This window comes from Oerskovia enterophila (assembly GCF_001692445.1).
In the GTDB taxonomy this organism is placed as follows: Bacteria; Actinomycetota; Actinomycetes; order Actinomycetales; family Cellulomonadaceae; genus Oerskovia; species Oerskovia enterophila.
The window spans coordinates 54631-77589 of the sequence record NZ_MAQA01000017.1 but is presented as its reverse complement, the minus strand read 5'-3'; the positions used below and the strand labels follow the sequence as shown (position 1 = coordinate 77589).

Here is a 22959-nt window from a genome sequence, read left to right as displayed (position 1 = left end):
GCCAGGTCCTCCCGGCGGCCCCGCTTCGTGCGCTCGGACGACGAACTGGTCAGACGACGCCGTACAGGCGGTCGCCCGCGTCACCCAGGCCGGGCACGATGTAGGCCTTCTCGTCGAGCCGCTCGTCGACCGCGGCCACGACGAGCTGGACGTCGACCCGGTCGCCGATCGCCTTCTCGAGGACCTCGATGCCCTCCGGGGCCGCGAGCAGGCACACCGCCGTCACGTCACGGGCGCCACGCTCGAACACGTAGTCGATCGCCGCGACGAGCGTCCCGCCGGTCGCGAGCATGGGGTCGAGCAGGAACACGTGGCGACCCGTCAGGTCGTCCGGGAGGCGGTTGGCGTACGTGACGGCCTCGAGCGTCTCCTCGTCGCGCTGCATCCCCAGGAAGCCCACCTCGGCGGTGGGCAGCAGGCGGGTCATGCCCTCGAGCATCCCCAGGCCGGCACGCAGGATGGGGACGACGAGCGGGCGGGGCTCGGCGATGCGGACCCCGACGGTCGTGGTGACCGGGGTCTCGACCTCGTGGGGCTCGACCCGGACGTCCCGCGTCGCCTCGTAGGCCAGCAGGGTCACGAGCTCGTCCACCAGGAGGCGGAAGGTCGGGGAGGCGGTGTCCTTGTTGCGAAGGACGGTGAGCTTGTGGGCGACCAGCGGGTGGTCGGCGACGTGCAGGCGCATGGTTCGAGGGTACCGCCCGGTAGCCTCGGGAGCATGGTCCCCGACGACGTCGCCCCCACCGCAGAGCCCGGCCCAGGAACGCCCGGCCCTGCGGGGCTCGACCTCCCCTGGGCGAGCGGGACCTTCCCGCCCGACACGGTCGCGGCCCGCCGCGCGGTCTGGGACGAGCTCATGGGGCTCGCGCTGCACGAGGCGACCCACGCGCTGGCGACGGGCGACGTGCCCATCGGGGCGCTCGTCGTCGGGCCCGACGGGCGTCTGCTCGGCCTCGGGCGCAACCGGCGCGAGGAGATCGGCGACCCCACGGCCCACGCCGAGGTGCTCGCGCTGCGTCAGGCCGCGGCGACGCTCGGCTCGTGGCGCCTCGAGGGGTGCACGCTCGTCGTGACGCTCGAGCCGTGCGCCATGTGCGCCGGGGCGACGACGCTCGCGCGGGTCGAGCGCCTCGTGCTCGGCGCCTGGGATCCCAAGGCGGGCGCGTGCGGCTCGGTGTGGGACATCGTGCGCGACCGGCGCAACCCTCACCGTGTCGAGGTCGTGGGAGGCGTCCGCGACGTCGAGTGCGGCGACCTCATCCGGGAGTTCTTCGAGACGCAGCGCTGAGAGGCGAAGCGGGGCCGGCTCGTCCGGAGCCGGTGATGTTTACGTTGCCACGAATGCGGATGTTTACGTTGACATCGGTAATTCGTCACCCTAGCCTGACCGGATCAGGTCGCGGGGCGCGTCCCTCCAACGGTCGGCCGAGCCTCACGAACACGCAGAAGACGAACAGAGAGGTTCGCAGCATGCAACGTCGCATCACGCGGCTCGCCGTGGCACTCGTCACGGTCACGGCAACGATCGGGCTCACGACCACCGTCGTGACCCCGGCGACCGCCACGTCCACCGAGGAGCCCATCCCCGTGCTGACCGGCCCGGAGCTGTCGGCGTCGTGGGACGCGCCGCTCAGCACCCGCGGTCGGTACGTCGTCGACGCCGACGGGGACCGGTTCAAGCTCAAGTCCGCCAACTGGGACGGCGCTCAAGGGCACTGGAACGGCAGCGGCGACAAGAACGATCCCGCCAACCACAACAGCGGTATCAGCTACGACATCCCCATGGGCCTCGACCGGGTGCCGATGGCCACCCTCATGAGCGACTTCCACGGGCTCGGGCTGAACAGCATCCGGCTGTCCTTCTCGAACGAGATGCTCGGCATGACGGCCCCTGTGCCTGACGTCGCCGTGACAGCCAACCCCCAGTTGAGGGGCATGACACCGCTGCAGGTCTTCGACGAGGTCGTCGAAGCGCTCACGGCCGACGGGTTCGCCGTCATCCTCAACAACCACACGACGACGTCGCGCTGGTGCTGCGGCGCCGACGACGGCAACTCCAAGCCCTACAGCAGCCAGACGATCGAGAAGTGGATCGGTGACTGGGTCATGCTCACCGAGCGCTACGCCGACAACCCCCGCGTCGTCGGCATGGACCTGCGCAACGAGGTGCGTCGCGACATCCTCGACGACCCCAACTGGGGCATGGGCGACAAGAACGACCTGTACAAGTCCTACCAGCAGGCCGGCATCGCCATCCAACGCGCGGACCCTGACGTGCTCGTCATCATGGAGGGCATCAACTTCCAGGGCATCCCGACCGACGTCACCTTCCACGACCGGCCGCACCTGAAGCCCGTGCGCAACCTGTCCAACACGCTGCTCTACCCCGACAAGATCGTCTACGCCGCGCACATCTACGGGTTCACCGGACCCCAGCACACGGGCGCGACCGGGCTCGGTGAGACCACGGACCTGCGGTACCGCGACATGACGGCGGCACAGCTCAAGGCCTCCGTCACGGAAGCAGCGCTCTTCGTCAACACGACCGGTCAGCACTACACGGCCCCCGTCTGGTTCAGCGAGTTCGGCACCACCGGTGCCGGACAGACGAACGAGAAGGAGAAGGCGTGGTGGGTCAACTTCACCGACATCCTCGTCGAGAACGACAGCGACTTCGCGGCCTGGCCCCTCGTGGCCCACGCCACGGACGACGGCAGCTTCGTCGACACCTTCTCGCTCCTCGCCTACAAGGCCGACGGCACCCGGCTGAGCATCGCCGACGACTGGCGCTACCCGCAGTGGAAGAAGCTCGTGACCTCGGACGGCAAGACCGGTCCCGTCGCTCTCGAGGTGCGCTGGAACATGCTCGGCAGCGGGAGCCACTCGCCCGACACGAACGCCTCGGCCCTCATGAACGACCGGCCCGACTGGGACCCGGGCCGGTGGAAGGGCAGCTGCCCCGACACGCAGCGCCTCGTGGGCGTCGCACGGAGCACCAACCGTGCGCTCTGCACCGACAACCTGCAGCCTGCGCTGACCACGACCCGCACGGTCGTGAGCAACGAGGCCTACGTGCAGGACGACTGGGCGAGCGGCTACGACAAGCTGCAGTGCCCCGCCGGGCAGATGGCCGTCGGCTACAGCCTGACGATCGGCACGGTCAACAAGTGGTCGACGTCGAAGCTGCTGTGCGCGCAGCCCGAGACCGCGCTGCCGTCGAACCAGGGCCGCAACGTCTGGTTCGACCAGGGCGACAACCGGCCGGCAGGCGGCGGCTCGACCGCGAGCGACTGGGCACCCGGCAGCTACAAGGGCCAGTGCCGCGACGGCGAGTACATCGCGGGCGTCGCGTTCACGTGGCGCTGGAACCACGGGGGCACGCCCGACGCGCTGCTCTGCAAGCCGCTCGGCTGATCGACGGCTGAGCAGCACGGGGACGACGTGGGGGCGTCAGGCGAGCGGTGGCAGACGGACCTCGTGCAGGACCTCGCCTGCGAGGTCGCGCATCGTGAGCACGAGCTCGTCGGCGCTCGCCTCGCCGTCGATCCACGCGGCCGCCTCGTCGGAGGCCGTGTCGGCGTCGGGCCCGCCGCTGATGAGCTGCGCGTACGGGAACTCCTCGGTCGCGGGGAGCGAGGTCTGGTAGTGCGTGTGCCCCGACACGACGATCTGGGCGCCCCACCCGACGAGCGCGTCGTGCCACGCGTCGCGGCTCATGCGGCTGAACCAGTCGTAGCCGTCGGCGTCGTAGTCGACGACGGTCTCGTCGATCCACCGCAGCGGGATGTGGCAGAACACCACGCGGTAGGGAGCGTCCGCGATCTCGGGACGAGCCGTGACCTCGCGCAGCCACCTGGCCTGCTCGGCGCGCAGCGGCTCGAACGCGACACGTCCCTCGAAGGTCGGGTGGGCGTCGGGCTTGTCCTCGCCCGTGTGCAGCACGACGCATGCGACCGGACCGATGCGGAAGGCCGTGAACGGCCGCCCCTCCGGCGTGGCGACGAAGTCCTCGAGCTGGTACGCCCACGTGCCGCGCACGTCGTGGTTGCCCACGACGACCGCGAGGGGGCGGCCGTCGCTCACGTCCAGGCCCGCAGGGTTCAGGACGGTCGTGGTGAACTCCGCGGGGTCCGTCCAGTCGTTGCAGAGGTCGCCGTTCCAGACGAGCACGTCGACCTCGGGCGTCGCCTCGTGCAGTGCCCTCAGGGTGTCGTCGCGCTGGTGGGTGTCGTTCCACACCGCGAAGCGCGCGTCCTCGGACGAACCGTCGAGCGTGCGCACCGACTTCCACGCGCTCTCGTGCCGAGGGGACGAGGCGTCGACGGCCTCGGTGACGGTCCTGACGCGCAGGCACGAGCCGTGCGGCAGGCCCTCGACCCGCACGCGCAGCACCCGGGCCCCCTGGGGCACCATGCCGAACGCGTCCCCCGACGCGGTGCCGCGCGAGCCGTCGTCGGACTCCCACTCGACCCAGCCGCGGCAAAGCCGGCTCACGCCCCAGACGACCTCGAAGCCGTCGGAGCGTGGGGCCATCACGACGGGAGGGCTGGTCACGAGCGCGCCGGTCATCGTGCGTCCCCGAGGGTGAGCACGAAGCGGAAGCGCAGGTCGTCGTCGAACCACATGGTGAAGTTCGTCCCCCAGACGTTGTTGTGCAGGTTCACGTGAAGTCCTTCGTCGGGATCGGGCAGTGAGTTGTCGAAACGGAGGAGCGCGGGGCGCCCGACCGCGACGAGCGCCGCGTCGAGCGGGCGCAGCGAGAAGGTCCGCGCCGCGGTGTGGGTGACCTCGGCCACGGCGTGCAGGCTGCGGTTGCCGTTGCGCACGACCGACCGCGGATCGACCGGCGTGTCGATCTTGGTCAGCCGCCAGTCGCCGGGCTCGGTGCGCGGGCGGAAGCCCAACCACCCTGCCTCGGGGAGACGGGAGGCATCCTTGCCGCGCAGGTCGAGCGTGATGCCGACCGGTCCGGGATCGCCCGGGAAGCGGTACGTCAACCGGATGTCGCGTGGCCCTCCCCACGTGTCGCACGCCGCGTCGGGCAGGGCGAGCTGCAGCGTCACGACCGTGCCCGTGCCGTCGGCCGAGCGTTCGCCCGCCACGACGCGCGGGGCGAAGGTCGTGGCCGGCAGCCTCTCGGCGATCGCGAGGCCGGGCTTCGACTGGTCGGGCACCGCCCACAGGGCGTTCTCGTCCATGTCGCGGCAGTACTCGCGCATCCACCGGGCCTCGTCGCGCTCGTCGAACGTCTCGTAGCGGTAGGCCGCGAGCGGGTGCTCGGGTCCCGCCCAGTCCGTCCCCGCGGGGTCGACGAGGGAGACGAGCGAGCCGTCGGGGCCGAAGCGGACCCGGTAGGCGCCGACGTCGAGCGTGGCGTCGAGGTCGACGTGCGTCCCGCTCGACCCCGTACCCGTGCCGGGGGCCGGGCGGGTCTCGGCGATCGCGGCCTCGGCCTCGGCACGGCGCTCGGGCGAGAGCGCGGCGAGCGCGCGGTCGACGTGGGCCCGCTGCTCGGCCCACGAGCGCTCGAACGCCGAGTAGGCGAGGCCCTGCGGGCTCGGGTGCTCGGTGTACGCCCAGGCGTACTCGTCGAACAGGGCTGGGTTCCCGGACGGGTCGACGACGTCTGCCGCGCGGGCGCGCTCGAAGTCGGCCTTCTCGTAGCTCACGTAGTCGGGCAGGTAGGTCTTGAGGTCCTCGCCCCAGGTGTGCTCGGGCACGAGCAGCAGCCCGTCGCTGAACGCGTCGCACTCCTGGGTGCCCGGTACGAGCGCGCCCGAGGCGACCCACTCGGTGCGCAGCCGCAGCAGCGCCCGCAGCCGTGCGGTCTGCACGGGATCGCTCGCGACGCCGTGGATCCAGGAGTCGCCGATCTCCTGCTCGAGCACCGGCAGGGTCGCGCGGGCCGCGACCGCCTCCCGGCTGAACGCGTCGAGCGTCGAGGCGATCACACGCGCGCCCGGGTACGCGGCCTGGAGCTCGGTGAACAGCGCCTCGACCTCGTCGACGGGCGGCGGTCCGAAGTTGTCGCCCGTGTGCGCGAGGTGGAGGGCCTCGGTGCCGCCGGGCACGACGGCCACACCCAGCTCGGTCGCCCCGTAGCTCTGCGCGTAGTTGACGACCACCTCGCTGCCGTCGGGAGCACGCCAGACGAAGAACTCCGGCACCTCGGGCACCGCGGAGGCCCCGTTGACGCCCAGGTGCAGGAAGTCGAGCCCGCCGCGGGCGAGGAAGGGGACGAGGCCGATCGTGTGGCCGGGGACGTCGGTCATCTTCGCTGCTCGGGTGCGGTGGCCGAAGCGCGCGTCGAGCGACCGGCCGATCGCGATGCCGTGCTCGACGAGGCCGGCGTCCATGAGCTCGGTGTGGGTCGTCATCGGGAGCCCGTGCCAGGTCACGTGACCGGCCCGGATCGCTCGTTCCAGGGCTGCTCGTCCGTCGGCGTCGCCGAGCCGGAGCGCCTCGTGGATCAGCCAGGAACCGGTGGTCCAGACGAAGCGGGCCGCCCCGCCCCTGCGCACGAGTTCCTCGGCCAGCGCGATGGCGCGCGGCAGGTACTCGTGGACGTACCGATCGGTGACGTTCGCGGCGGTGTCGGTGAACCCCAGGTCGAGGTGGGTCTTGAAGACGACGTGGACGGTGGTGATCGGTCCGTCGGTCGGGGGTCTGGTGCCCGGTTGGGCGAGGGGGGTCGCCAGCATTCGTTACTCCTTCGTGACGTGCGGTGGCTCCATGCTGTTTGCGTAAACATACTAGGTCCCACTATCTTCCTGGTAACGCAAACACCCACGAAGGAGTGCGGCCGCGCATGTCGAAGAAGTCATCCGTTCAAGATGTGGGCGCCAGAGCGCACATCGCTCTGGCGCAGGGACCGGTCGAGCCGTCGACCGTGACCTCCGTGCACGTGCCGACGGCAAGAACCACAGCACCTCCACGGCGGCGCGTCCGCCGGGACTGGGCCGGCTGGTGGTTCGTCGGGCCGTTCATGCTGGTCTTCGCGCTCGTCTTCCTCGCGCCGTTGTTCTACGCGATCTATCTCAGCCTCTTCCGCGAGACGCTCATGGGTGGCAACTCGTTCGTGGGGGTGGAGAACTACGCACAGGCCCTGACCGACCCGAAGTTCTGGGAAGCCATGGGCAGGGTCGCGATCTTCCTGCTCGTGCAGGTGCCGATCATGCTCCTGCTGGCGCTGTTCGCAGCCCTCGCCCTCGACAGCGCCCGACTGCGCTGGGTGCCGTTCTACCGGCTGTCGATCTTCCTGCCCTACGCCGTGCCCGGGGTGGTCGCGGTGATGATCTGGGGCTACATGTACGGCTCGCAGTTCGGCCTCGTCGCCGACCTGAACCACTTCTTCGGGGTCGAGCTCCCGTCGCCGCTCGCGACGAACCTGATCCTGGTCTCGATCGGCAACATCGTCACGTGGGAGTTCGTGGGCTACAACATGCTCATCTTCTTCTCCGCGCTCAAGTCCGTGCCGCAGGAGCTCTACGAGGCCGCGGAGATCGACGGCGCCGGGACGTTCCGCACGATCTTCTCGATCAAGCTCCCGTCGATCCGAGGAGCCCTCGTCATCGCCACCGTCTTCTCGGTGATCGGCAGCTTCCAGCTCTTCAACGAGCCGTCGATCCTGCAGACCCTCGCGCCGAACTCGATCCCGTCCTACTACACGCCGAACCTCTACGCCTTCAACCTGTCGTTCGCCGGTTCGCAGTTCAACTACGCGGCAGCGATCGCGATCATCTCGGGAGTCATCACCATGGTAGTGGCCTACCTCGTCCAGCTCGGCGGCGAGAAGAAGGGGGCGGGGGCATGAGCGCCGTCAGTACCGGGCGCAGGCAGGGCCGCACGCCGAGCCGTCTCGCCAGCGGTCGGATCCCGGGGGACGAGTCGCGCCGTGCGAGGCCGAAGCCTCGGCACAAGCGTCCCTCGCTGCTTCTCGGCGTCCTCATGACGCTCATGCTCCTGTACTGCCTCGTGCCGCTGTGGTGGCTCGTCGTGAACTCGACCAAGACGATGGACTCCCTCTACGGATCCTTCGCGTTCTGGTTCAGCGGTGAGTTCTCCCTGTTCCAGAACATCGCCGACACCTTCACCTACCAGGACGGCATCTTCCTCCGCTGGCTCACGAACACGCTGTTCTACGTGGTCGTCGGCGCCGGGGGCGCCACGCTGCTCGCGACGCTCGCCGGCTACGGCCTGGCGAAGTACAGGTTCCCCGGTCGCAAATGGGTGTTCGCGATCATCCTCGGCGCGATGGCCATCCCCGGCACGGCGCTCGCGGTCCCGCAGTTCCTGCTCTTCAGCGGCCTCGGGCTGACGAACACGCCGTGGTCGGTGATCATCCCGGCGATGGTGAGCGCGTTCGGCCTCTACCTCGTGTGGGTGTACGCCCGCGACGCGATCCCCGACGAGCTGCTCGAGGCGGCACGCCTCGACGGTGCCGGGGAGATCCGCATCTTCTTCGTGATCGCGCTGCGACAGCTCGCGCCGGCGCTGATCACGGTGCTGATGTTCACGGTCGTCGCGACCTGGAACAACTACTTCCTGCCGCTCATCATGCTGAGCGACGCCCAGTGGTACCCGCTCCCCGTCGGGCTGGCGCAGTGGTCCGCGCAGTCGAGCTCGATCGGCGGCCAGGCCATCCCCCACCTCGTCATCACGGGATCGCTGCTCACCGTCATCCCCATCTCGGCGGCCTTCCTCTACCTCCAGCGCTACTGGCAGTCGGGGCTGACTGCCGGGAGCGTCAAGTAGTCCGGTTCATCCGGTACCAGAAATCGAACAACCAACCGCAAAGGAATCACCTCAATGAAGAGAATCTCCACTCGCCGGTGGGAGCGCCTCGGAGCCGTCGTCGGCACCGGTGCACTGCTCGTCGGAGTGCTGGCCGGCTGCAGCACCGGCACGGCCGGGACCGACAGCGGCTCGACCGACACCGACAAGGCGCTCGAGGGCGATGTCACGCTCACCTGGTGGACCTGGTCGGACGACACCCAGGTGATCGCGGACGGCATCTCGAAGGCCTACCCGAACGTCACGTTCGACGTCGTCAAGCTCGAGAACCCGGATGCGGTGGTCACGAAGCTGCAGAACGCGATCAAGGCGGGGAAGGGTGCCCCCGACCTCGTGCCGGTCGAGTACCAGACCCTGCCGCAGCTGACCCTCGGCAAGGCGCTCGCCGACCTGAACGGCTACGGTCTCGACACGTACGAGGACGGGTTCACGGCCTCGACGTGGAACGCCGTCAACGTGCAGGACAAGCTCGTCGCGCTCCCCATGGACTCGGGCCCGATGGTCATGATCTACAACAAGGACATGTACGACAAGGCCGGCGTGACGGCCGCACCCACGACGTGGGACGAGTTCGCTGCGGCGTCGCAGGCGATCCACGCGGCGGACCCCGAGGCCTACATCGCGAACAGTGGTGACGCGGGCTTCTTCACCAGCATGATCTGGGCCTCGGGCGGTCAGCCGTTCCGGACCGACGGCGAGAACGTCACGATCGATCTGCAGGACGAGGGCACCAAGAAGTTCGCCGACTTCTGGGGCGAGCGGCTCACCGCCGGCGAGCTCTCCGGCCTCTCGACCTGGTCGGACGAGTGGTCCAAGGCGCTGACCCAGGACAAGCTGGCGACGCTCCTCATGGGCTCCTGGATGATCAGCGGGATGGACGACTACGGTCCTGCGGGCAAGTGGCGCGTCGCCCCGGTCCCGTCGTGGGACGGTCAGCCGGCCTCGGCCGAGAACGGCGGCAGCGGACTGGCCGTGACCGAGCAGAGCGCGAACAAGGCCGCCGCGGCGGGCGTCCTCAAGTACCTCGCCGACGGTGAGGGTCGCGCGCTGCTCAACACGACGGGCTTCCCGTCGACGGTCGCGGACCTCGCGAACCCCGAGTTCCTCGACTTCCCGTTCGAGAACTACGCGGGCCAGCCCGCCAACCAGGTCGGCGCGGCCTCGGCGGCGTCGGTCGTCACCGACTGGCAGTACCTGCCGTACCAGGGCTACGCCAACAACGTGTTCGGCGACTCGGTCGGCAAGGCCCTGGGCTCGAACGGCGACCTCAACGCGGCCCTCCTCGAGTGGCAGGAGACGCTCGTCGCGTTCGGCAACGAGCAGGGCTTCAACGTCAACGAGTAGCACACCGACCGCACCATCCCGCGGGGCTGTCGCCGTCACGGCGGCCGCCCCGCGGGCCATTCCACGACCTACAGGATGATGCATGCCCAGCTTCGCCATCGGCGAGACGGACTTCCTTCTCGACGCCGTCCCCTTCCGCGTCCTCTCGGGCGCGCTGCACTACTTCCGCGTGCACCCCGACCAGTGGGGCGACCGGATCCGCAAGGCACGCCTCATGGGGCTGAACACGATCGAGACGTACGTACCGTGGAACGAGCACGCGCCGGTCCGAGGCGAGTTTCGCACCGGCGGACAGCTCGACCTCGGCCGCTTCCTCGACCTCGTGCACGCCGAGGGAATGCGCGCCGTCGTGCGTCCGGGCCCGTACATCTGCGCCGAGTGGCACGACGGGGGACTCCCCGGATGGCTCGTCGCCGACCCGGCGATCACGCTGCGCTCGAGCGATCCCGCGTACCTCGAGGCGATCGGTGAGTACCTCGAGAAGGTCTACGCGATCGTCGGGCCGCGCCAGGTCCAGCACGGCGGGCCTGTCGTCCTCGTTCAGATCGAGAACGAGTACGGGGCCTACGGCGCCGACCACGAGTACCTGCGGCGTCTGACGTCGATGACCCGCGCCCTGGGGATCGACGTGCCGTTGACCACGGTCGACCAGCCGACCGACGAGATGCTCGCGAACGGCGGTCTCGACGAGCTACACCGGACGGCCTCGTTCGGTTCGCGCGCGACCGAGCGTCTCGCGGACCTGCGCCGCCATCAGCCGACCGGACCGTTGATGTGCTCGGAGTTCTGGTGCGGCTGGTTCGACAGCTGGGGCGAGATCCACCACACGACCTCGGCCGAGGAGTCGGCGCGCGAGCTCGACGAGCTGCTCGCGACGGGAGCCTCGGTCAACATCTACATGTTCCACGGCGGCACGAACTTCGGGTTCACGAACGGCGCGAACGACAAGGGCACCTACCGGCCCATCGTGACGTCGTACGACTACGACGCACCGCTCGCCGAGGACGGCACCCCGACCGAGAAGTACTGGCGCTTCCGCGAGGTGATCGCGAAGTACGCGCCCGTGCCCGACGAGGTCCCCGAGGAGCGGGTCGACGCCCCGGTGCTCGAGGTGCGCTTCGACCGTTCCGTGCCGCTCTGGTCCGTCCCGGTGATCGACGCGCAGACCTTCGACCACCTGCCTGACGCGACCGAGCTCGGCTCGACGCGGGGCTTCACCTGCTACTCGACCACGGTCGAGCACGGAGGGCTCCTCACGTTCACCGAGGTGCGGGACCGCGCCCAGGTCTTCCTCGACGACGTGCCGGTCGGGACGCTCGACCGTGAGCTCCACGAGAAGATGGCCCCCTTGCCCCGCGGGGACGGCGGCCGGATCGCCGTCCTCGTCGAGAACCTCGGCGGCGTGAACTACGGCCCGCGGCTGGGCGAGCCCAAGGGGCTCATGGGCCCGGTGACGCTCGACGGCGTCGAGATCGCGGAGTGGGTCGCCGGGCGGGTCCGTCTCGACGACCTCGGGCCGGTCCGGGAGGCGCTCTCCCGCGCGGACGACGGGACACGAACGGACGCCCCCCGGCGCGGGGACGAGAGCCCGGCGGTCTGCGGACCGGCGTTCGTGCGTGGTTCGTTCGTGCTCGACGAGCCGGCAGACCTTCACCTCGACCTGCGCGGGTGGGGCAAGGGCGTCCTGTGGGTCAACGGCGTGAACCTCGGCCGCTACTGGAGCCGTGGGCCGCAGCGCACCTCGTACGTCCCGCTGCCCGTGACCCGGGCCGGGGAGAACGAGGTGCTGGTCTTCGAGACGATCGGCGCCGCCACGGCGACCGCGCAGCTCGTCGCCCGCCCCGAGCTCGGACCGACCGAGGCGTGAGGACCCCCGTGGGGCTAGCTGCGAGCCGGCCCCGTGCTCGCGCGGACCACGAGCCGTGTCGGCACCAGGACCTTCTGCGTACCGTTCGGCTCGCCGTCGATGATCGAGAGCAGCAGCTCCGTCGCCTGGCGGCCCACGGCGTCGAAGTTCTGGTGCACGGTGGTCAGCGCCGGCCAGTACGCCGCCGCGTCGTCGGTGTCGTCGAAGCCGACCACGCTGACGTCGTCGGGGACCTTCCAGCCGTGCGCATGGATGGCGTGCATGGCTCCGAGCGCCATCTGGTCGTTGCCCGCGAACACGGCCGTCGGTGGCTGGGCGGAGGCGAGGAGGTCGCGCATGCGCTCCATCCCCGAGGTCGCCGTCCAGTCGCCGACGACCACCGGGCGGGGCTCGAGCCCGGCGTCGGACATGATCTGGCGGTAGGCGGCCGCTCGGCGCTTGGCCGAGAAGGATGTCGCCGGGCCGGAGATGTGCGCGATGTCGCGGTGACCGAGGCCGAGCAGGTGCTCGAGCGCGATCCGGGCACCCTGCTCCTGGTCGGTGTCGACGATCGTGTACGGCAGCTCGGCGTCGGAGTCGACGATGACGAGGGGGAGGTCCGCCGTGAGCTTCAGCTCGTCGAGCGAGTCGAGCTCGGCCGACATCACGAGGATGATGCCGTCGACGGCCTGCTCCTCGAGCCGGCTGAAGGCGCCCGCGACCTCGAGCTGCGTCGGGTCCTCGACGGGCAGCAGCGTGGTCGTGTAGCCGGCGGCCTCGCAGGCCTCGGCGATGGCGTTGAGCGTGCGCTCGGTGCCGAGCGTGGCGAGGTTGAAGGTGACGAACCCGATGCTGCGGAACCGGCCCGACTTGAGGATGCGAGCAGCGCTGTTGGGCCGGTAGCCGAGCGCCTGCATCGAGACGCGTACGCGCTCTCGCGTCGAGGCCCGGACGTTCGTCTGCCCGTTCGCGACGCGCGAGACGGTCTGTGCGGAGACCCCCGCGTGCTTGGCGACGTCGTTGATCGACGCACGCGGTCTGGACGAGGGCTCGGCACTCGGCGATGTGTTCGATGAGGACGTCATGGTGGCGCAAACACTAGCGGAATTCTGCCGTTCCGTCCTCCCTCGTCCTGAAACTGCCAACAACCTGTACGACCACCCGAAGAGAGGTCCCCGATGACCACCGACCGACCCGTCCATGGCCTGCTCCTGCGCTCCGGCGGAGTCGCCCTCGCGCTCGATCTCGCCGACGGCGCCCTTCCCTCCGTCGTGCACTGGGGGGCCGACTGTGGCCCCCTCGACGAGCGCGGCTTCGACTCCGTGCGCAGGTCCGCGGTCCTGCCCGTGGGTGCGAGCGAAGTCGACGTCCCCGTGCGGGTCGCGGTCCTGCCGGAGCACACGCGCGGCTGGATGGGCCGCCCGGGCCTCAGTGGGTCGCGCGCGGGCACGGCCTGGTCGCCACGCTGGCGCACGACGTCGGCGCTGCTCGACGGGCGCGAGCTGCTCGGGCCCGCGGCCCACGCGGTCGTCGACCACGGCAGCGGGACGCTCGTCGTCACGGCCGTCGACGACGACGCCGAGCTGAGCCTCGAGCTCACCGTCGAGCTGTCGGTCGCAGGGACCGTGCGCCTGCGCGCGGAGGTCGAGAACACGGGTGAGGGGCACTACCAGCTCGACGAGCTGCTGCTCTGCCTGCCCACCCCGACCGAGGCGAGCGAGATCCTCGACCTGGCCGGACGGTGGGGCGGCGAACGGGCGCCCCAGCGCAGCACGGTGACGGTCGGTGCGCACCGCAGAGAGGGCAGGCGCGGCCGGACCGGGCTCGACGCGGCGACCGTGCTCTCGGTCGGCACGCCGGGGTTCGGCTTCGGTCACGGCGAGGTCTGGGGGGTGCACACCGGGTGGTCCGGCAACCACGTCCACCAGGTCGAGCGGGTCCTGAGCGGCGAACAGCTGATCGGCGGAGGGGAGCTGCTGCTGCCGGGCGAGGTGCGCCTCGCCCGCGGCGAGCGGTACACGAGCCCCTGGGTCCACGGCTTCTACGGGGCAGGCCTGGACGACGCGGCACGGCGCACGCACCGGTACCTGCGCTCGCGCCCGCAGCACCCGACCTCGCCCCGCCCCGTCACGCTCAACGTGTGGGAGGCCGTCTACTTCGACCACGACCTCGACACCCTGCGGGAGCTCGCCGACCGTGCGGCCGAGCTCGGCGTCGAGCGCTTCGTGCTCGACGACGGGTGGTTCGGCGGGCGGCGCGACGACCGCGCGGGCCTGGGGGACTGGTACGTCTCGCCCGACGTGTGGCCCGACGGGCTGCACCCGCTCGTCGACCACGTGCGTGGCCTCGGCCTGCAGTTCGGGCTGTGGTTCGAGCCCGAGATGATCAGCGTCGACTCCGAGCTCGCACGCGCGCACCCCGAGTGGATCATGGCGACCGGAGGCCGGTTGCCGGTCGAGGCGCGCCACCAGCAGGTCCTGAACCTTGGGATCCCCGCGTGCTACGCCCACGTCCGCGACGCGATGTGCGCGATCCTCGACGAGTACGACATCGCGTACATCAAGTGGGACCACAACCGCGACCTGGTCGACGCGGGCTCCGGGCCCGACGGGCGTCCGGGGGTGCACGAGCAGACCCTCGCCTTCTACCGGCTCGTGGACGAGCTGAGATCCCGCTACCCGGGCCTGGAGATCGAGTCGTGCTCCTCGGGCGGCGGCCGGGTCGACCTCGGTGTGCTGGAGCGCACCGACCGCGTCTGGGCCTCCGACGACAACGACCCCCTCGAACGTCAGCAGATCAACCGGTGGACGGGCCAGCTCGTGCCCCCCGAGCTCGTCGGGGCCCACGTCGCGTCGGGCGCCTCGCACACCACGGGCAGGGTCCAGGCGCTGTCCTTCCGGGCGATCACCGCGCTGTTCGGGCACCTCGGGGTCGAGTGGGACCTGCGGGCGGCGAGCGCGGCCGAGCTCGCCGAGCTGGCCGGGTGGATCGCGTTCCACAAGGAGCACCGCGCGCTGCTGCACGGAGGAGAGGTCGTGCGCCTCGACCATCCTGACGCCTCTCTCGCACTGCACGGCGTCGTGGCGGCCGACGGCTCGGAGGGGCTGTACTCGTACGTCTCGCTCACGCGGGCCGCCGTGGCGAGCCCGGGGCGGATCCGGCTCCCGGGGCTCGACGCTACCGGGACCTACCGCGTCGAACCGGTCCTCGTCGGCGGGGTCCCGCACGGCGCCGACCCGGCACCCTGGTGGGACGGCGGGCCGCTCACCCTGAGCGGTCCGGTCCTGGCCACCGTGGGCGTGGTGATGCCCGCGCTCCGGCCCGAGCAGGCCGTCCTGCTCCACGCGGTGCGCGTGGCCCACGGCGCCGGCCCGGTCGGTGCCGGCTCCGAGGGCGGGGACGTGCCGGCGGAAGCGGAGTGACCGGGTCGGTCGTCGCCGTCGTCCTCGGTGCTGCGGTCCTGCACGGCACCTGGAACGCGATCGCCAAGGCCATCCCCGCCCGGCTCGTCTCCTCGACGCTCATCGCGCTCGTGTACCTCGTGGTCGGAGGAGCGGCCTGCCTGGTGCTGCCGCTCCCCGACCGGGAGGCGTGGCCGTACCTCCTGGTCTCGGCCGCCGTGCAGACGCTCTACCTCCTGCTGCTCACCGCGGCGTACGCGAAGTCGGAGTTCGGGAGCGCCTACCCCCTCACCCGCGGCATCGCGGTGCTCGGCATCACCCTCGTCTCGACGGTCTTCCTCGGGGAGGTGATGACCGCGGCGCAGCTCGGGGGCGTCGCGGTCGTCGCGCTGGCGCTGCTCACGCTCGCGTGGGCGCCCAAGGGCCGCGCGAGCGCGACCGGCACGCTCATCTCGGTCGTCGTCGGCCTCACCATCACGGCGTACTCGGTGCTCGACGGCGTCGGGGTGCGCCTCTCGGGCGAGCCGCTCGGCTACGCAGCATGGCTGTTCCTGCTCCAGGGGGTCTCGATCCCGCTCACGTGCCTGCTGCTGGCGCGGGACAAGGGCGAGTTCGTGCGAGGGCTGCGCACGCACGCACCGATGGGGGTGCTGGGCGGCGTCCTCTCGCTCGCGGCCTACACGATCGTGGTCTGGGCGCAGTCGATCGCACCGCTCGCGGTCGTCTCGGCGCTGCGCGAGACGGGCGTGCTCGCGGCCGGAGCGATCGGCTTCCTCGTGTTCCGTGAACCGCTGAGCGCACGGCGCGTCACGGCGACGGTCTGCGCCGTCGTGGGCATCGTGGCGATCCGGCTCGGTGCCTGAGGGGACCTCCGGCCGAGAAGTGAGCAGATGCCCCTGGATCGAGCGATCCAGGGGCATCTGCTCACTTCTCGGCGCGGGCCCCACGCGCAGCCCGGCGCGCGACGGCCCGTCAGAGCCTGTCCGCGAGCTCCTCGAGGGTCTCGGAGACGCCGGCCTCGAGCTTGATCGTGGCGAGCGGGTCGCCCCGGGTCGCGCCGCGGTTGACGATCACGACGGGCTTGTCGGTCTTCACGGCGTGCTTGACGAACCGCAGCCCGCTCATGACGGTCAGCGACGAGCCCGCGACGAGCAGCGCGTCCGCGGCGTCGACCATGGCGTAGGCCCGCTCGACCCGCTCGCGCGGCACGTTCTCGCCGAAGTACACGATCTCCGGCTTGAGCATGCCGCCGCAGAACTCGCACGCGGCGGGTACGAAGTGCGCGGTCGACTCGATGACCGCGTCGGCGTCGGGAGCGGTCTCGACGTCCTCGAGGTCGCCGATGCTCTCGAGGAAGTGCGGGTTGAGCTCGGTGAGGCGGTCGGCCAGGTGCTCGCGCGAGACGACGCGCGCGCACGACAGGCAGATCACGCGGTCGTAGCGCCCGTGCAGGTCGATCACGTTGCGCGAGCCCGCGTCCTCGTGGAGCAGGTCCACGTTCTGCGTGATGATCCCCTCGAGGATGCCGCGTTCCTCGAGCCGCACGAGAGCCTTGTGCCCGCCGTTGGGGTGCGTGCGGTGCACGCGCTGCCAGCCGACGTGGTTCCGCGCCCAGTAGTGACGGCGGAAGGCCTCGTCGCCGACGAACTGCTGGTACGTCATGGGGTTGCGCGGGGGAGAGTCGGGGCCGCGGTAGTCGGGGATGCCCGAGTCCGTCGAGATGCCCGCGCCGGTCAGGGCGGTCAGCCGCTTGCCGCGCAGGAGGTGCAGGACGTCGTCGGTCGTCGGGGTCGTGGCAGGGGTCTCCGGTAGCACCGTTCGAGCGTACGACGCGTGCCTGAAGATCGGGTGAATCTCCCGAACGGGCCTCGGTGGGGCGAGGTGTAAAACACCTGTTGACGGGGCAAAAGGGACGCCTCGGGGACCGGTAGGAAACTTATTGGTTAAGGGTCTTGGCAAAGGTTCTCAGCACGGCTAATGTGCGAGGCGTCCGAACAAAGTTCCGGGCGTGCCCGGAGGAGAGCAACGAGGCCCTTCATGCAAGACACACCCACGCGCCGGCTCGCGCCGGTGGCGATCGCCGCAGCAGCGGTGCTCGCGGCATCCGTCCTGGTGGCCCCCGCTGCCCAGGCCGTCGCGACCCAGTCCGTCGCTTCTGCCAAGCCCGCTGCGACGACCGCGGGCCCCGACGACATCAACGGCTACCGCAGCGTCGGCTACCTCATGGCCGACAGCCCCGTCACGCGCGACTTCCACGTCGCGAACCTCGTGTCCTCGGGCGCGATCAAGGACCTGACCCACCTCAACTACGCGTTCGGCAACGTCACGACCGACCTGGTGTGCGACATCACCGAGGAGCCCGGCGAGGGTGACGCGCAGAACGACTTCCTGCGCCTCGTCCCCGCCAAGAGCTCCGTGGACGGCAAGGCCGACAAGCCCGGCCAGGCGCTCGCGGGCAACTTCAACCAGCTCCGCAAGCTCAAGGAGGTCAGCCCGGACACCAAGATCCTCGTGTCGCTGGGTGGCTGGACCTGGTCGGACAACTTCTCCGAGGCCGCCTCGACGGCCGAGGGGCGCACCCGGCTCGTCGACTCGTGCCTCGACATCTACATCAAGGGCAACCTGCCCCAGATCGGTGACAAGGGCGGCCCGGGTGCTGCGGCCGGCATCTTCGACGGCATCGACATCGACTGGGAGTGGCCTGTCACGGGCGGCGAGACCGCCAACGCACGTCCCGAGGACAAGGAGAACTTCCTGCTCCTCATGGAGGAGTTCCGCTCCTCGCTCGACGCGCTGGGCGACCAGGACGGTGAGGACTACCTGCTCACGGCGTTCGCGCCGGCCGGCGGCTGGAACGCGGGTCAGGGCGGCTGGCTCGACAAGCGCTTCTTCGCGTCGGTCGACTTCCTCAACGTCCAGGGCTACGACTTCCACGGCGGCTGGGTCCCCGACAAGACCGGGCACCAGGGCAACCTGCACCCGGACGGCACCGAGAACTGGGGCCTGGGCCTCGACGGCGCCATGGGCATGTACGTGAACGCCGGGGCGGACCCCCAGCAGCTCAACGCGGGTCTCGCGGCGTACGGCCACGGCTGGTACGGCGTCGAGGACGGCAGCGCGGCCTGGAAGCCTGCTGAGGGCTACGTCGGCACCAAGACCTACGCCGAGCTGCGCACGTTCGGCAAGGCGTTCTTCGACCCGACGGTCGGCGCGTCGTGGCGCTACGACGGCGACCAGTGGTGGAGCTTCGACGACCCGGCGTCGGTCAACGCCAAGGCAGAGTGGCTCGCGGTCCAGGGGTACGGCGGGGCCATGTGGTGGGACCTGAGCGGTGACTACAAGAACGAGCTCGGCGGGACGCTCGGCTCGACCCTGCGCGCCTCGACGCCCGGACCCGGGGTCGACGCGCAGTGCGCCGCGCCGTGGTTTGGCTCGGGCGTCTACAGCTCGGGTGACGTCGTCTCGCACGACGGCGCCGAGTACAAGGCCAAGTGGTGGACCCGCGGTACGGCTCCGGCAGCGACCTCGGGCAGCCCGTGGCAGAAGATCGGCCCGTGCGGCACGGCCCCCGTGGTCGAGGTCGTCAAGTGCGCCCCGGCGTTCTCGCTCGAGGCGACCTACACGGGCGGCGCCGTCGTCTCCCGTGCGGGCGTCAACCACACCGCCCAGTGGTGGACCCGCGGCGAGGTGCCCGGGAGCAACGTCTGGGGTGCGTGGGACGCGGGTCAGCCCTGCTCGGCATGACCTGCGTGACGGCGGTCTGACCGCCGCGCTGCACCGCAGCACCGTGTCGTGGGCCGTTCCATGACAGGGGAGAGGGGTGCCGCACCGTCGGGTGCGGCACCCCTCTCGTGTCGTCCTGTCGGGTGACGGGCTCGTCCCGTGCCTACGGCCTGCGGACGCGCGTGCCCGACGGCGTCACGTGCCGCTCGTCGTCGCCTCGCCCGTGGCGTCGGTCGAGTCGCCGGCACCGGGTCGGCGTCCTCCGCCACCCATGCCTCCCGTGCCGCCGCCCGCGAACTCACCCGCGGTGGCCGTCGCGACCTGCGTGGCGCCGTCGGAGCTGCCGTCCGACGAGAGGCCCGTCGTGTCGGGCGAGCCGAGCGTCCCGCCCGCCTGGACGACGTACGTCGCGCCGGTCGTGAGCTCCGGCGAGGAGTAGACGATGTTCTGCGTGTCCTTGGTGACCTCGTAGGACACGAGGGTCGTGCCGTCGTCGGACAGGACGTGGACCACGGTCCCGGCGGTGGCGGTCTGGTCGAGGTTCGCCGCGACCCAGCCCTGCGACGAGTCGGTGTCCGGGGCGACTGCCATGCCCGAGCTGCCCGCCGCGAGCAGCGTGCCACCCGAGACCGTGAACGCCCCGGCGGTGTCGAGCGCGCCGTTGCCGGCGTTCGTCGGGCCCTGGACGACGGTCGTGCCGCCCGTGATCTCGATCGTCCCGTTGCTGTCGAGGCCGTCTCCGCCCGCGTCGACCACGAGCGTGCCGCCCGTGATCTTGAGCCAGTAGTCGCCCGTGTCGGCGCTCTCGCCTCCGGGTGCACCGCCCTGGCCGCCGGCCTGACCACCCGGGGCCGCGCCGTCGAGCATCTCGCCGTCGGGCATCGCGGGAGGCTCGCCCGCCGTACCGTCGCCCGGGGCGGCGCCGTCGGGCATGGCCGGCATCTCGCCGTCGGCCGGGGGAGTGAAGTCGTCGGGCATCTCGCCGTCGCCCGCGGGAGCGCCCTGGGGTGCGGTGCCGTCCTGGGTGGTGCCCGCCGCGGTGTCCGACGTGCTGCTCGTCCCGCCAGCGGCGTTCACGCCGTCGTCGGACGACGTGATGTCGACGTCGCCGCCCGCGAGCGTGATGGTCGCCCCCTCGAGGCCCTCGACCGACTCGGTGACCGTGAGGTTGCCGTCCGCGACGGTGACGTCGCCGTCGGCGTGGACGCCGTCGTCGCCCGAGGCGAGCGTGATGTCCCCACCGGAGACGGACACCGCGCCGTTCGAGTGCAGGCCGTCGTCCGCGGCGTCGACGCGCACGTCGGCGTCGCCGCCGACCACGACCCCCACGTCGCCCTTGATGCCCTTGGCGGACGCGTCCTCGGCCACCTCGGCGCCCGCGCCCCCGGCGGCGGCGATCGTCACGGTCGCGTCGGAGACGATCGCGTCGGTCTCTGCCTGGATGCCGTCGTCGCCCGCCGTGAGATCGACCGTGCCGCCGAGGACCGCGACGTAGCCCATGGTCTCGTCGTCGGCGTCGGTCGCCTTGAGACCGTCGGCGACGGCGTCGACCGTGACCGAGGCGTCGCCCGTCACGACCAGGTAGTCCTTGCCGCGGACGCCGTCGTCGGCCGCGTCGACCGTGAGGGTGCCGCCCGCGATCACCAGGCCGTCCTTGCTCACGATCCCGTCGGTCGAGGCGCTGACCACGTCGAGCGACCCCGTGCCGCCGATCGTCAGGTCGGCGGAGGAGAACAGGGCGCCGTCGGGCTCGTCGGTGCTGCCGTCGCCATCGGCATCGACAGCCGCCCCCGTCGCCTCGAGGTGGTTCGCCGAGTCGTCGGCCAGGACGACGACGGCGCTCGCCGCGTCGTCCACGACCAGGGCCGAGGTCGTCGAGCTCGTGACGCTCGCGCCGTCGAGCACGAGGCGCACCACGCCGTCGCCCGACGAGGCCACGACGAGCTGTCCGTCGGTCAGGTCCCCCGTGACGCGGTAGGTGCCGGCCTGGGTGATCATGACGGTCGAGCCGTCCACGCTCACGCCGTCGCCGTCCGCCTGGGCCGAGTCGCCGTCGAGCGAGATCGCGACCTCCTCGGACTCGTCCCACGCGAGATCCTCGTCGTCGGCTCCCGAGGAGTGCGGCTCGGCGTTCGCGGCCATGGCCTCCTCGGGAGTCAGGCCCGCGACGGCGGACGACGCGTTGGTGGCCGACGCGGCGTCGCTCGTGGTGGCGCTCGTGCTCTCGCCGGCGTCGGCCGAGCAGCCGACGAGCGCGGCGGCGGTGAGCGTGGCGGTCAGGACCGCGGTGGTGACGGTGGTCGGTCTGCGGAGTCGCATCAGATGCTCCTGTCGTGAGAGGTGGTCAGGGAGGGCTCGACGTAGCGGCGGATGACGCGCCGCCACGGCGTGCCCGGCAGGTCGGGGCGGAGGACCGCCAGACCCGTGCCGTACTTGGAGATGCGCTGCGGCCGGTGGCCGCTGCGCCAGAGGAGGTGGTCGAGGCACGACGGCGTCGACCCGGTCTTGGTCTCGACGACGACGAGGTCGGGGACCGCCGCGGTGCGACCGGCGGACGTGCCCTCGTCGAGCAGCCACGTGAGGTCGCTGTCGAGCGTCGCGCGGGCGGCCGGTGCTCCCTGCACGCCGCCAGGGAGGAAGAGCGTGGTGCGCTGGTAGCGGGTCACGAGCCCGGCCGCGAGCGGCAGGTCGGCGGCCGCGGGGATCGCGGCGTCGTCGAGCGTCGCGGACACGAAGCGGCGGCCGTCGCCGAGCGCGCACCTGGCGTCGGGTGCGTGCTCGACGCGCTCCTTGACGGTCGACCCGCGGGCCGCGCGTGTCTTGACCTCGAGCCACGCCTCGCCCGAGTCCAGGTAGGTGCGGGTGCGGACCTTGAACCGGCGGCGGCGCCGGTGGGCCGCCAGGTGGTAGCTCGTGAGATCGGGGGTGTCGAAGTACACCGACTCGTACGCGAAGTCGCGGCGGCCGTCGATGTCGAGGACCCGCACGCCCGGCTCCCTCTCGACCAGGTCGGCGAGCACCGCGCGCGCCTCGGCCCGGTGCAGGACGTACTTGCGGTCGATCCGGGTCTGGAGCGAGGCAGACTCGACGAGCTCGTCGAGCGAGATGGGGGCGAACCCCGCGTGAGGTGCGGCGAGGGTGTCGGGCGTGGCGCCGTCGGGCAGGAGCGTGGTCATGCCGGCACCTGCCCAGCGCTCGCGCCGCCCGGGAGGGCGGCCGCAGACGGTGTGGCGCCGCTGCTCGCGATGACGCCGCCGCCCGGGGCGACCTCGTAGCGGACGTCGACCAGGGTCGTGTCGTTGACCAGGTCGAGGCGCTGGACCGAGGCCGAGTGGACGTGCGCCCCGAGGAGCTGTTCGAGGTAGGCGACGAGGCCGACCTCGTCGGGGAAGGCCCGGTCGAGCATGATGACCTGGCTGCGGTGGCGGCGCAGGAGTCGCGGGTGGTCCGCGACCGCCATGACCACCAGGATCAGGGCGCTGCCCGCGACGCCGAGCAAGCCCGCGCTGGTGCCGAGCCCGCCCAGGAGCCCCAAGGCGAGGGCGGCGAAGTAGTAGGCGACCTCGTGCTGCGACAGCTCGGTCGACCGCAGGCGGATGATCGACAGGACACCGAAGAGGCCGAGTCCCAGGCCCGCGCCGACCGTGCTGCTCGCGAGCGTCGCGGCGACCGCGAGGACACCCACGTTGACGCCCAGGTAGGCGACGACCAGGTCGCGGCGCCGGTGGCGCGGGAAGTAGAGGCCGAACGTCAGGACGAGCACGGCGACCAGGTCGACGAGGTACAGCGCGAGCTGTGGGGGCTGGGTCACGGGTGACCTCCAGGTGACGGGGAAGTGAGCTCCTCCAGTGA

At 71.1% G+C, this 22959-nt stretch carries 17 protein-coding genes; 9 read left to right on the top strand and 8 right to left on the bottom strand.

The window, feature by feature from the left end:
• Positions 1-49: 49 nt before the first annotated feature.
• Positions 50-685 (bottom strand): uracil phosphoribosyltransferase, encoded by a 636-nt coding sequence (gene upp, locus OERS_RS08925; protein ID WP_056644908.1) that lies wholly within the window; start codon positions 683-685, stop codon positions 50-52.
• Between the two features lie 171 nt (positions 686-856).
• On the opposite strand from upp, the gene OERS_RS08920 reads away from it, so the two are divergent.
• Together OERS_RS08920 and OERS_RS08915 are read left to right on the top strand one after the other, a co-directional pair.
• Complete coding sequence (locus OERS_RS08920) at positions 857-1288, top strand: nucleoside deaminase (protein ID WP_056761425.1); 432 nt, start codon at positions 857-859, stop codon at positions 1286-1288.
• Between the two features lie 182 nt (positions 1289-1470).
• Positions 1471-3414, top strand: a complete 1944-nt coding sequence (locus OERS_RS08915; RefSeq protein ID WP_068625499.1) for a glycoside hydrolase family 5 protein — start codon at positions 1471-1473, stop codon at positions 3412-3414.
• A 36-nt stretch (positions 3415-3450) separates the two neighbouring features.
• On the opposite strand, the gene OERS_RS08910 is transcribed toward OERS_RS08915, so the two are convergent.
• Both OERS_RS08910 and OERS_RS08905 read right to left on the bottom strand, forming a co-directional pair.
• Entirely contained in the window at positions 3451-4569 is a 1119-nt protein-coding gene (locus OERS_RS08910) for a metallophosphoesterase family protein (RefSeq protein ID WP_068625498.1), read from the bottom strand.
• Positions 4566-6701: a DUF5054 domain-containing protein gene (locus OERS_RS08905; RefSeq protein ID WP_083201332.1), complete on the bottom strand. Its 2136-nt coding sequence runs from the start codon at positions 6699-6701 to the stop codon at positions 4566-4568. The genes OERS_RS08910 and OERS_RS08905 overlap by 4 nt, the downstream gene beginning before the upstream one ends.
• 107 nt (positions 6702-6808) lie before the next feature.
• On the opposite strand from OERS_RS08905, the gene OERS_RS08900 reads away from it, so the two are divergent.
• From OERS_RS08900 to OERS_RS08885, 4 genes are all read left to right on the top strand, one after another.
• Positions 6809-7813, top strand: coding sequence for a carbohydrate ABC transporter permease (locus OERS_RS08900; protein ID WP_082608376.1), 1005 nt, complete (start codon positions 6809-6811; stop codon positions 7811-7813).
• Positions 7810-8754: a carbohydrate ABC transporter permease gene (locus tag OERS_RS08895; RefSeq protein ID WP_068625497.1), complete on the top strand. Its 945-nt coding sequence runs from the start codon at positions 7810-7812 to the stop codon at positions 8752-8754. Before OERS_RS08900 ends, OERS_RS08895 begins: the two co-directional genes overlap by 4 nt.
• A 54-nt stretch (positions 8755-8808) precedes the next feature.
• Complete coding sequence (locus tag OERS_RS08890) at positions 8809-10137, top strand: ABC transporter substrate-binding protein (RefSeq protein WP_068625496.1); 1329 nt, start codon at positions 8809-8811, stop codon at positions 10135-10137.
• A gap of 82 nt (positions 10138-10219) precedes the next feature.
• Positions 10220-12004: a glycoside hydrolase family 35 protein gene (locus OERS_RS08885; protein WP_068625495.1), complete on the top strand. Its 1785-nt coding sequence runs from the start codon at positions 10220-10222 to the stop codon at positions 12002-12004.
• Between the two features lie 14 nt (positions 12005-12018).
• On the opposite strand, the gene OERS_RS08880 is transcribed toward OERS_RS08885, so the two are convergent.
• Entirely contained in the window at positions 12019-13068 is a 1050-nt protein-coding gene (locus OERS_RS08880) for a LacI family DNA-binding transcriptional regulator (RefSeq protein WP_068625494.1), read from the bottom strand.
• 93 nt (positions 13069-13161) lie between these two features.
• On the opposite strand from OERS_RS08880, the gene OERS_RS08875 reads away from it, so the two are divergent.
• Positions 13162-15405 (top strand): alpha-galactosidase, encoded by a 2244-nt coding sequence (locus OERS_RS08875; RefSeq protein ID WP_068625493.1) that lies wholly within the window; start codon positions 13162-13164, stop codon positions 15403-15405.
• Complete coding sequence (locus OERS_RS08870) at positions 15402-16247, top strand: hypothetical protein (RefSeq protein WP_068625492.1); 846 nt, start codon at positions 15402-15404, stop codon at positions 16245-16247. Before OERS_RS08875 ends, OERS_RS08870 begins: the two co-directional genes overlap by 4 nt.
• 109 nt (positions 16248-16356) lie before the next feature.
• Here the strand turns inward: OERS_RS08870 and OERS_RS08865 are convergent, their stop codons facing one another.
• Entirely contained in the window at positions 16357-17199 is an 843-nt protein-coding gene (locus OERS_RS08865; RefSeq protein WP_083201331.1) for an NAD-dependent protein deacetylase, read from the bottom strand.
• A 222-nt stretch (positions 17200-17421) separates the two neighbouring features.
• Here OERS_RS08865 and OERS_RS08860 point away from each other — a divergent pair, with 222 nt between their 5' ends.
• Positions 17422-19128, top strand: coding sequence for a glycosyl hydrolase family 18 protein (locus OERS_RS08860; RefSeq protein WP_068625491.1), 1707 nt, complete (start codon positions 17422-17424; stop codon positions 19126-19128).
• Between the two features lie 174 nt (positions 19129-19302).
• Here OERS_RS08860 and OERS_RS08855 read toward each other — a convergent pair whose 3' ends face one another.
• Genes OERS_RS08855 through OERS_RS08845 form a run of 3 tightly spaced genes read right to left on the bottom strand, consistent with a single transcriptional unit; the run spans position 19303 to position 22918 of the window.
• Complete coding sequence (locus tag OERS_RS08855; protein ID WP_068625490.1) at positions 19303-21426, bottom strand: carbohydrate-binding domain-containing protein; 2124 nt, start codon at positions 21424-21426, stop codon at positions 19303-19305.
• Positions 21426-22283, bottom strand: a complete 858-nt coding sequence (locus OERS_RS08850) for a polyphosphate polymerase domain-containing protein (protein ID WP_068625489.1) — start codon at positions 22281-22283, stop codon at positions 21426-21428. Before OERS_RS08850 ends, OERS_RS08855 begins: the two co-directional genes overlap by 1 nt.
• Entirely contained in the window at positions 22280-22918 is a 639-nt protein-coding gene (locus tag OERS_RS08845; RefSeq protein WP_068625488.1) for a DUF4956 domain-containing protein, read from the bottom strand. Before OERS_RS08845 ends, OERS_RS08850 begins: the two co-directional genes overlap by 4 nt.
• Positions 22919-22959: the final 41 nt, after the last annotated feature.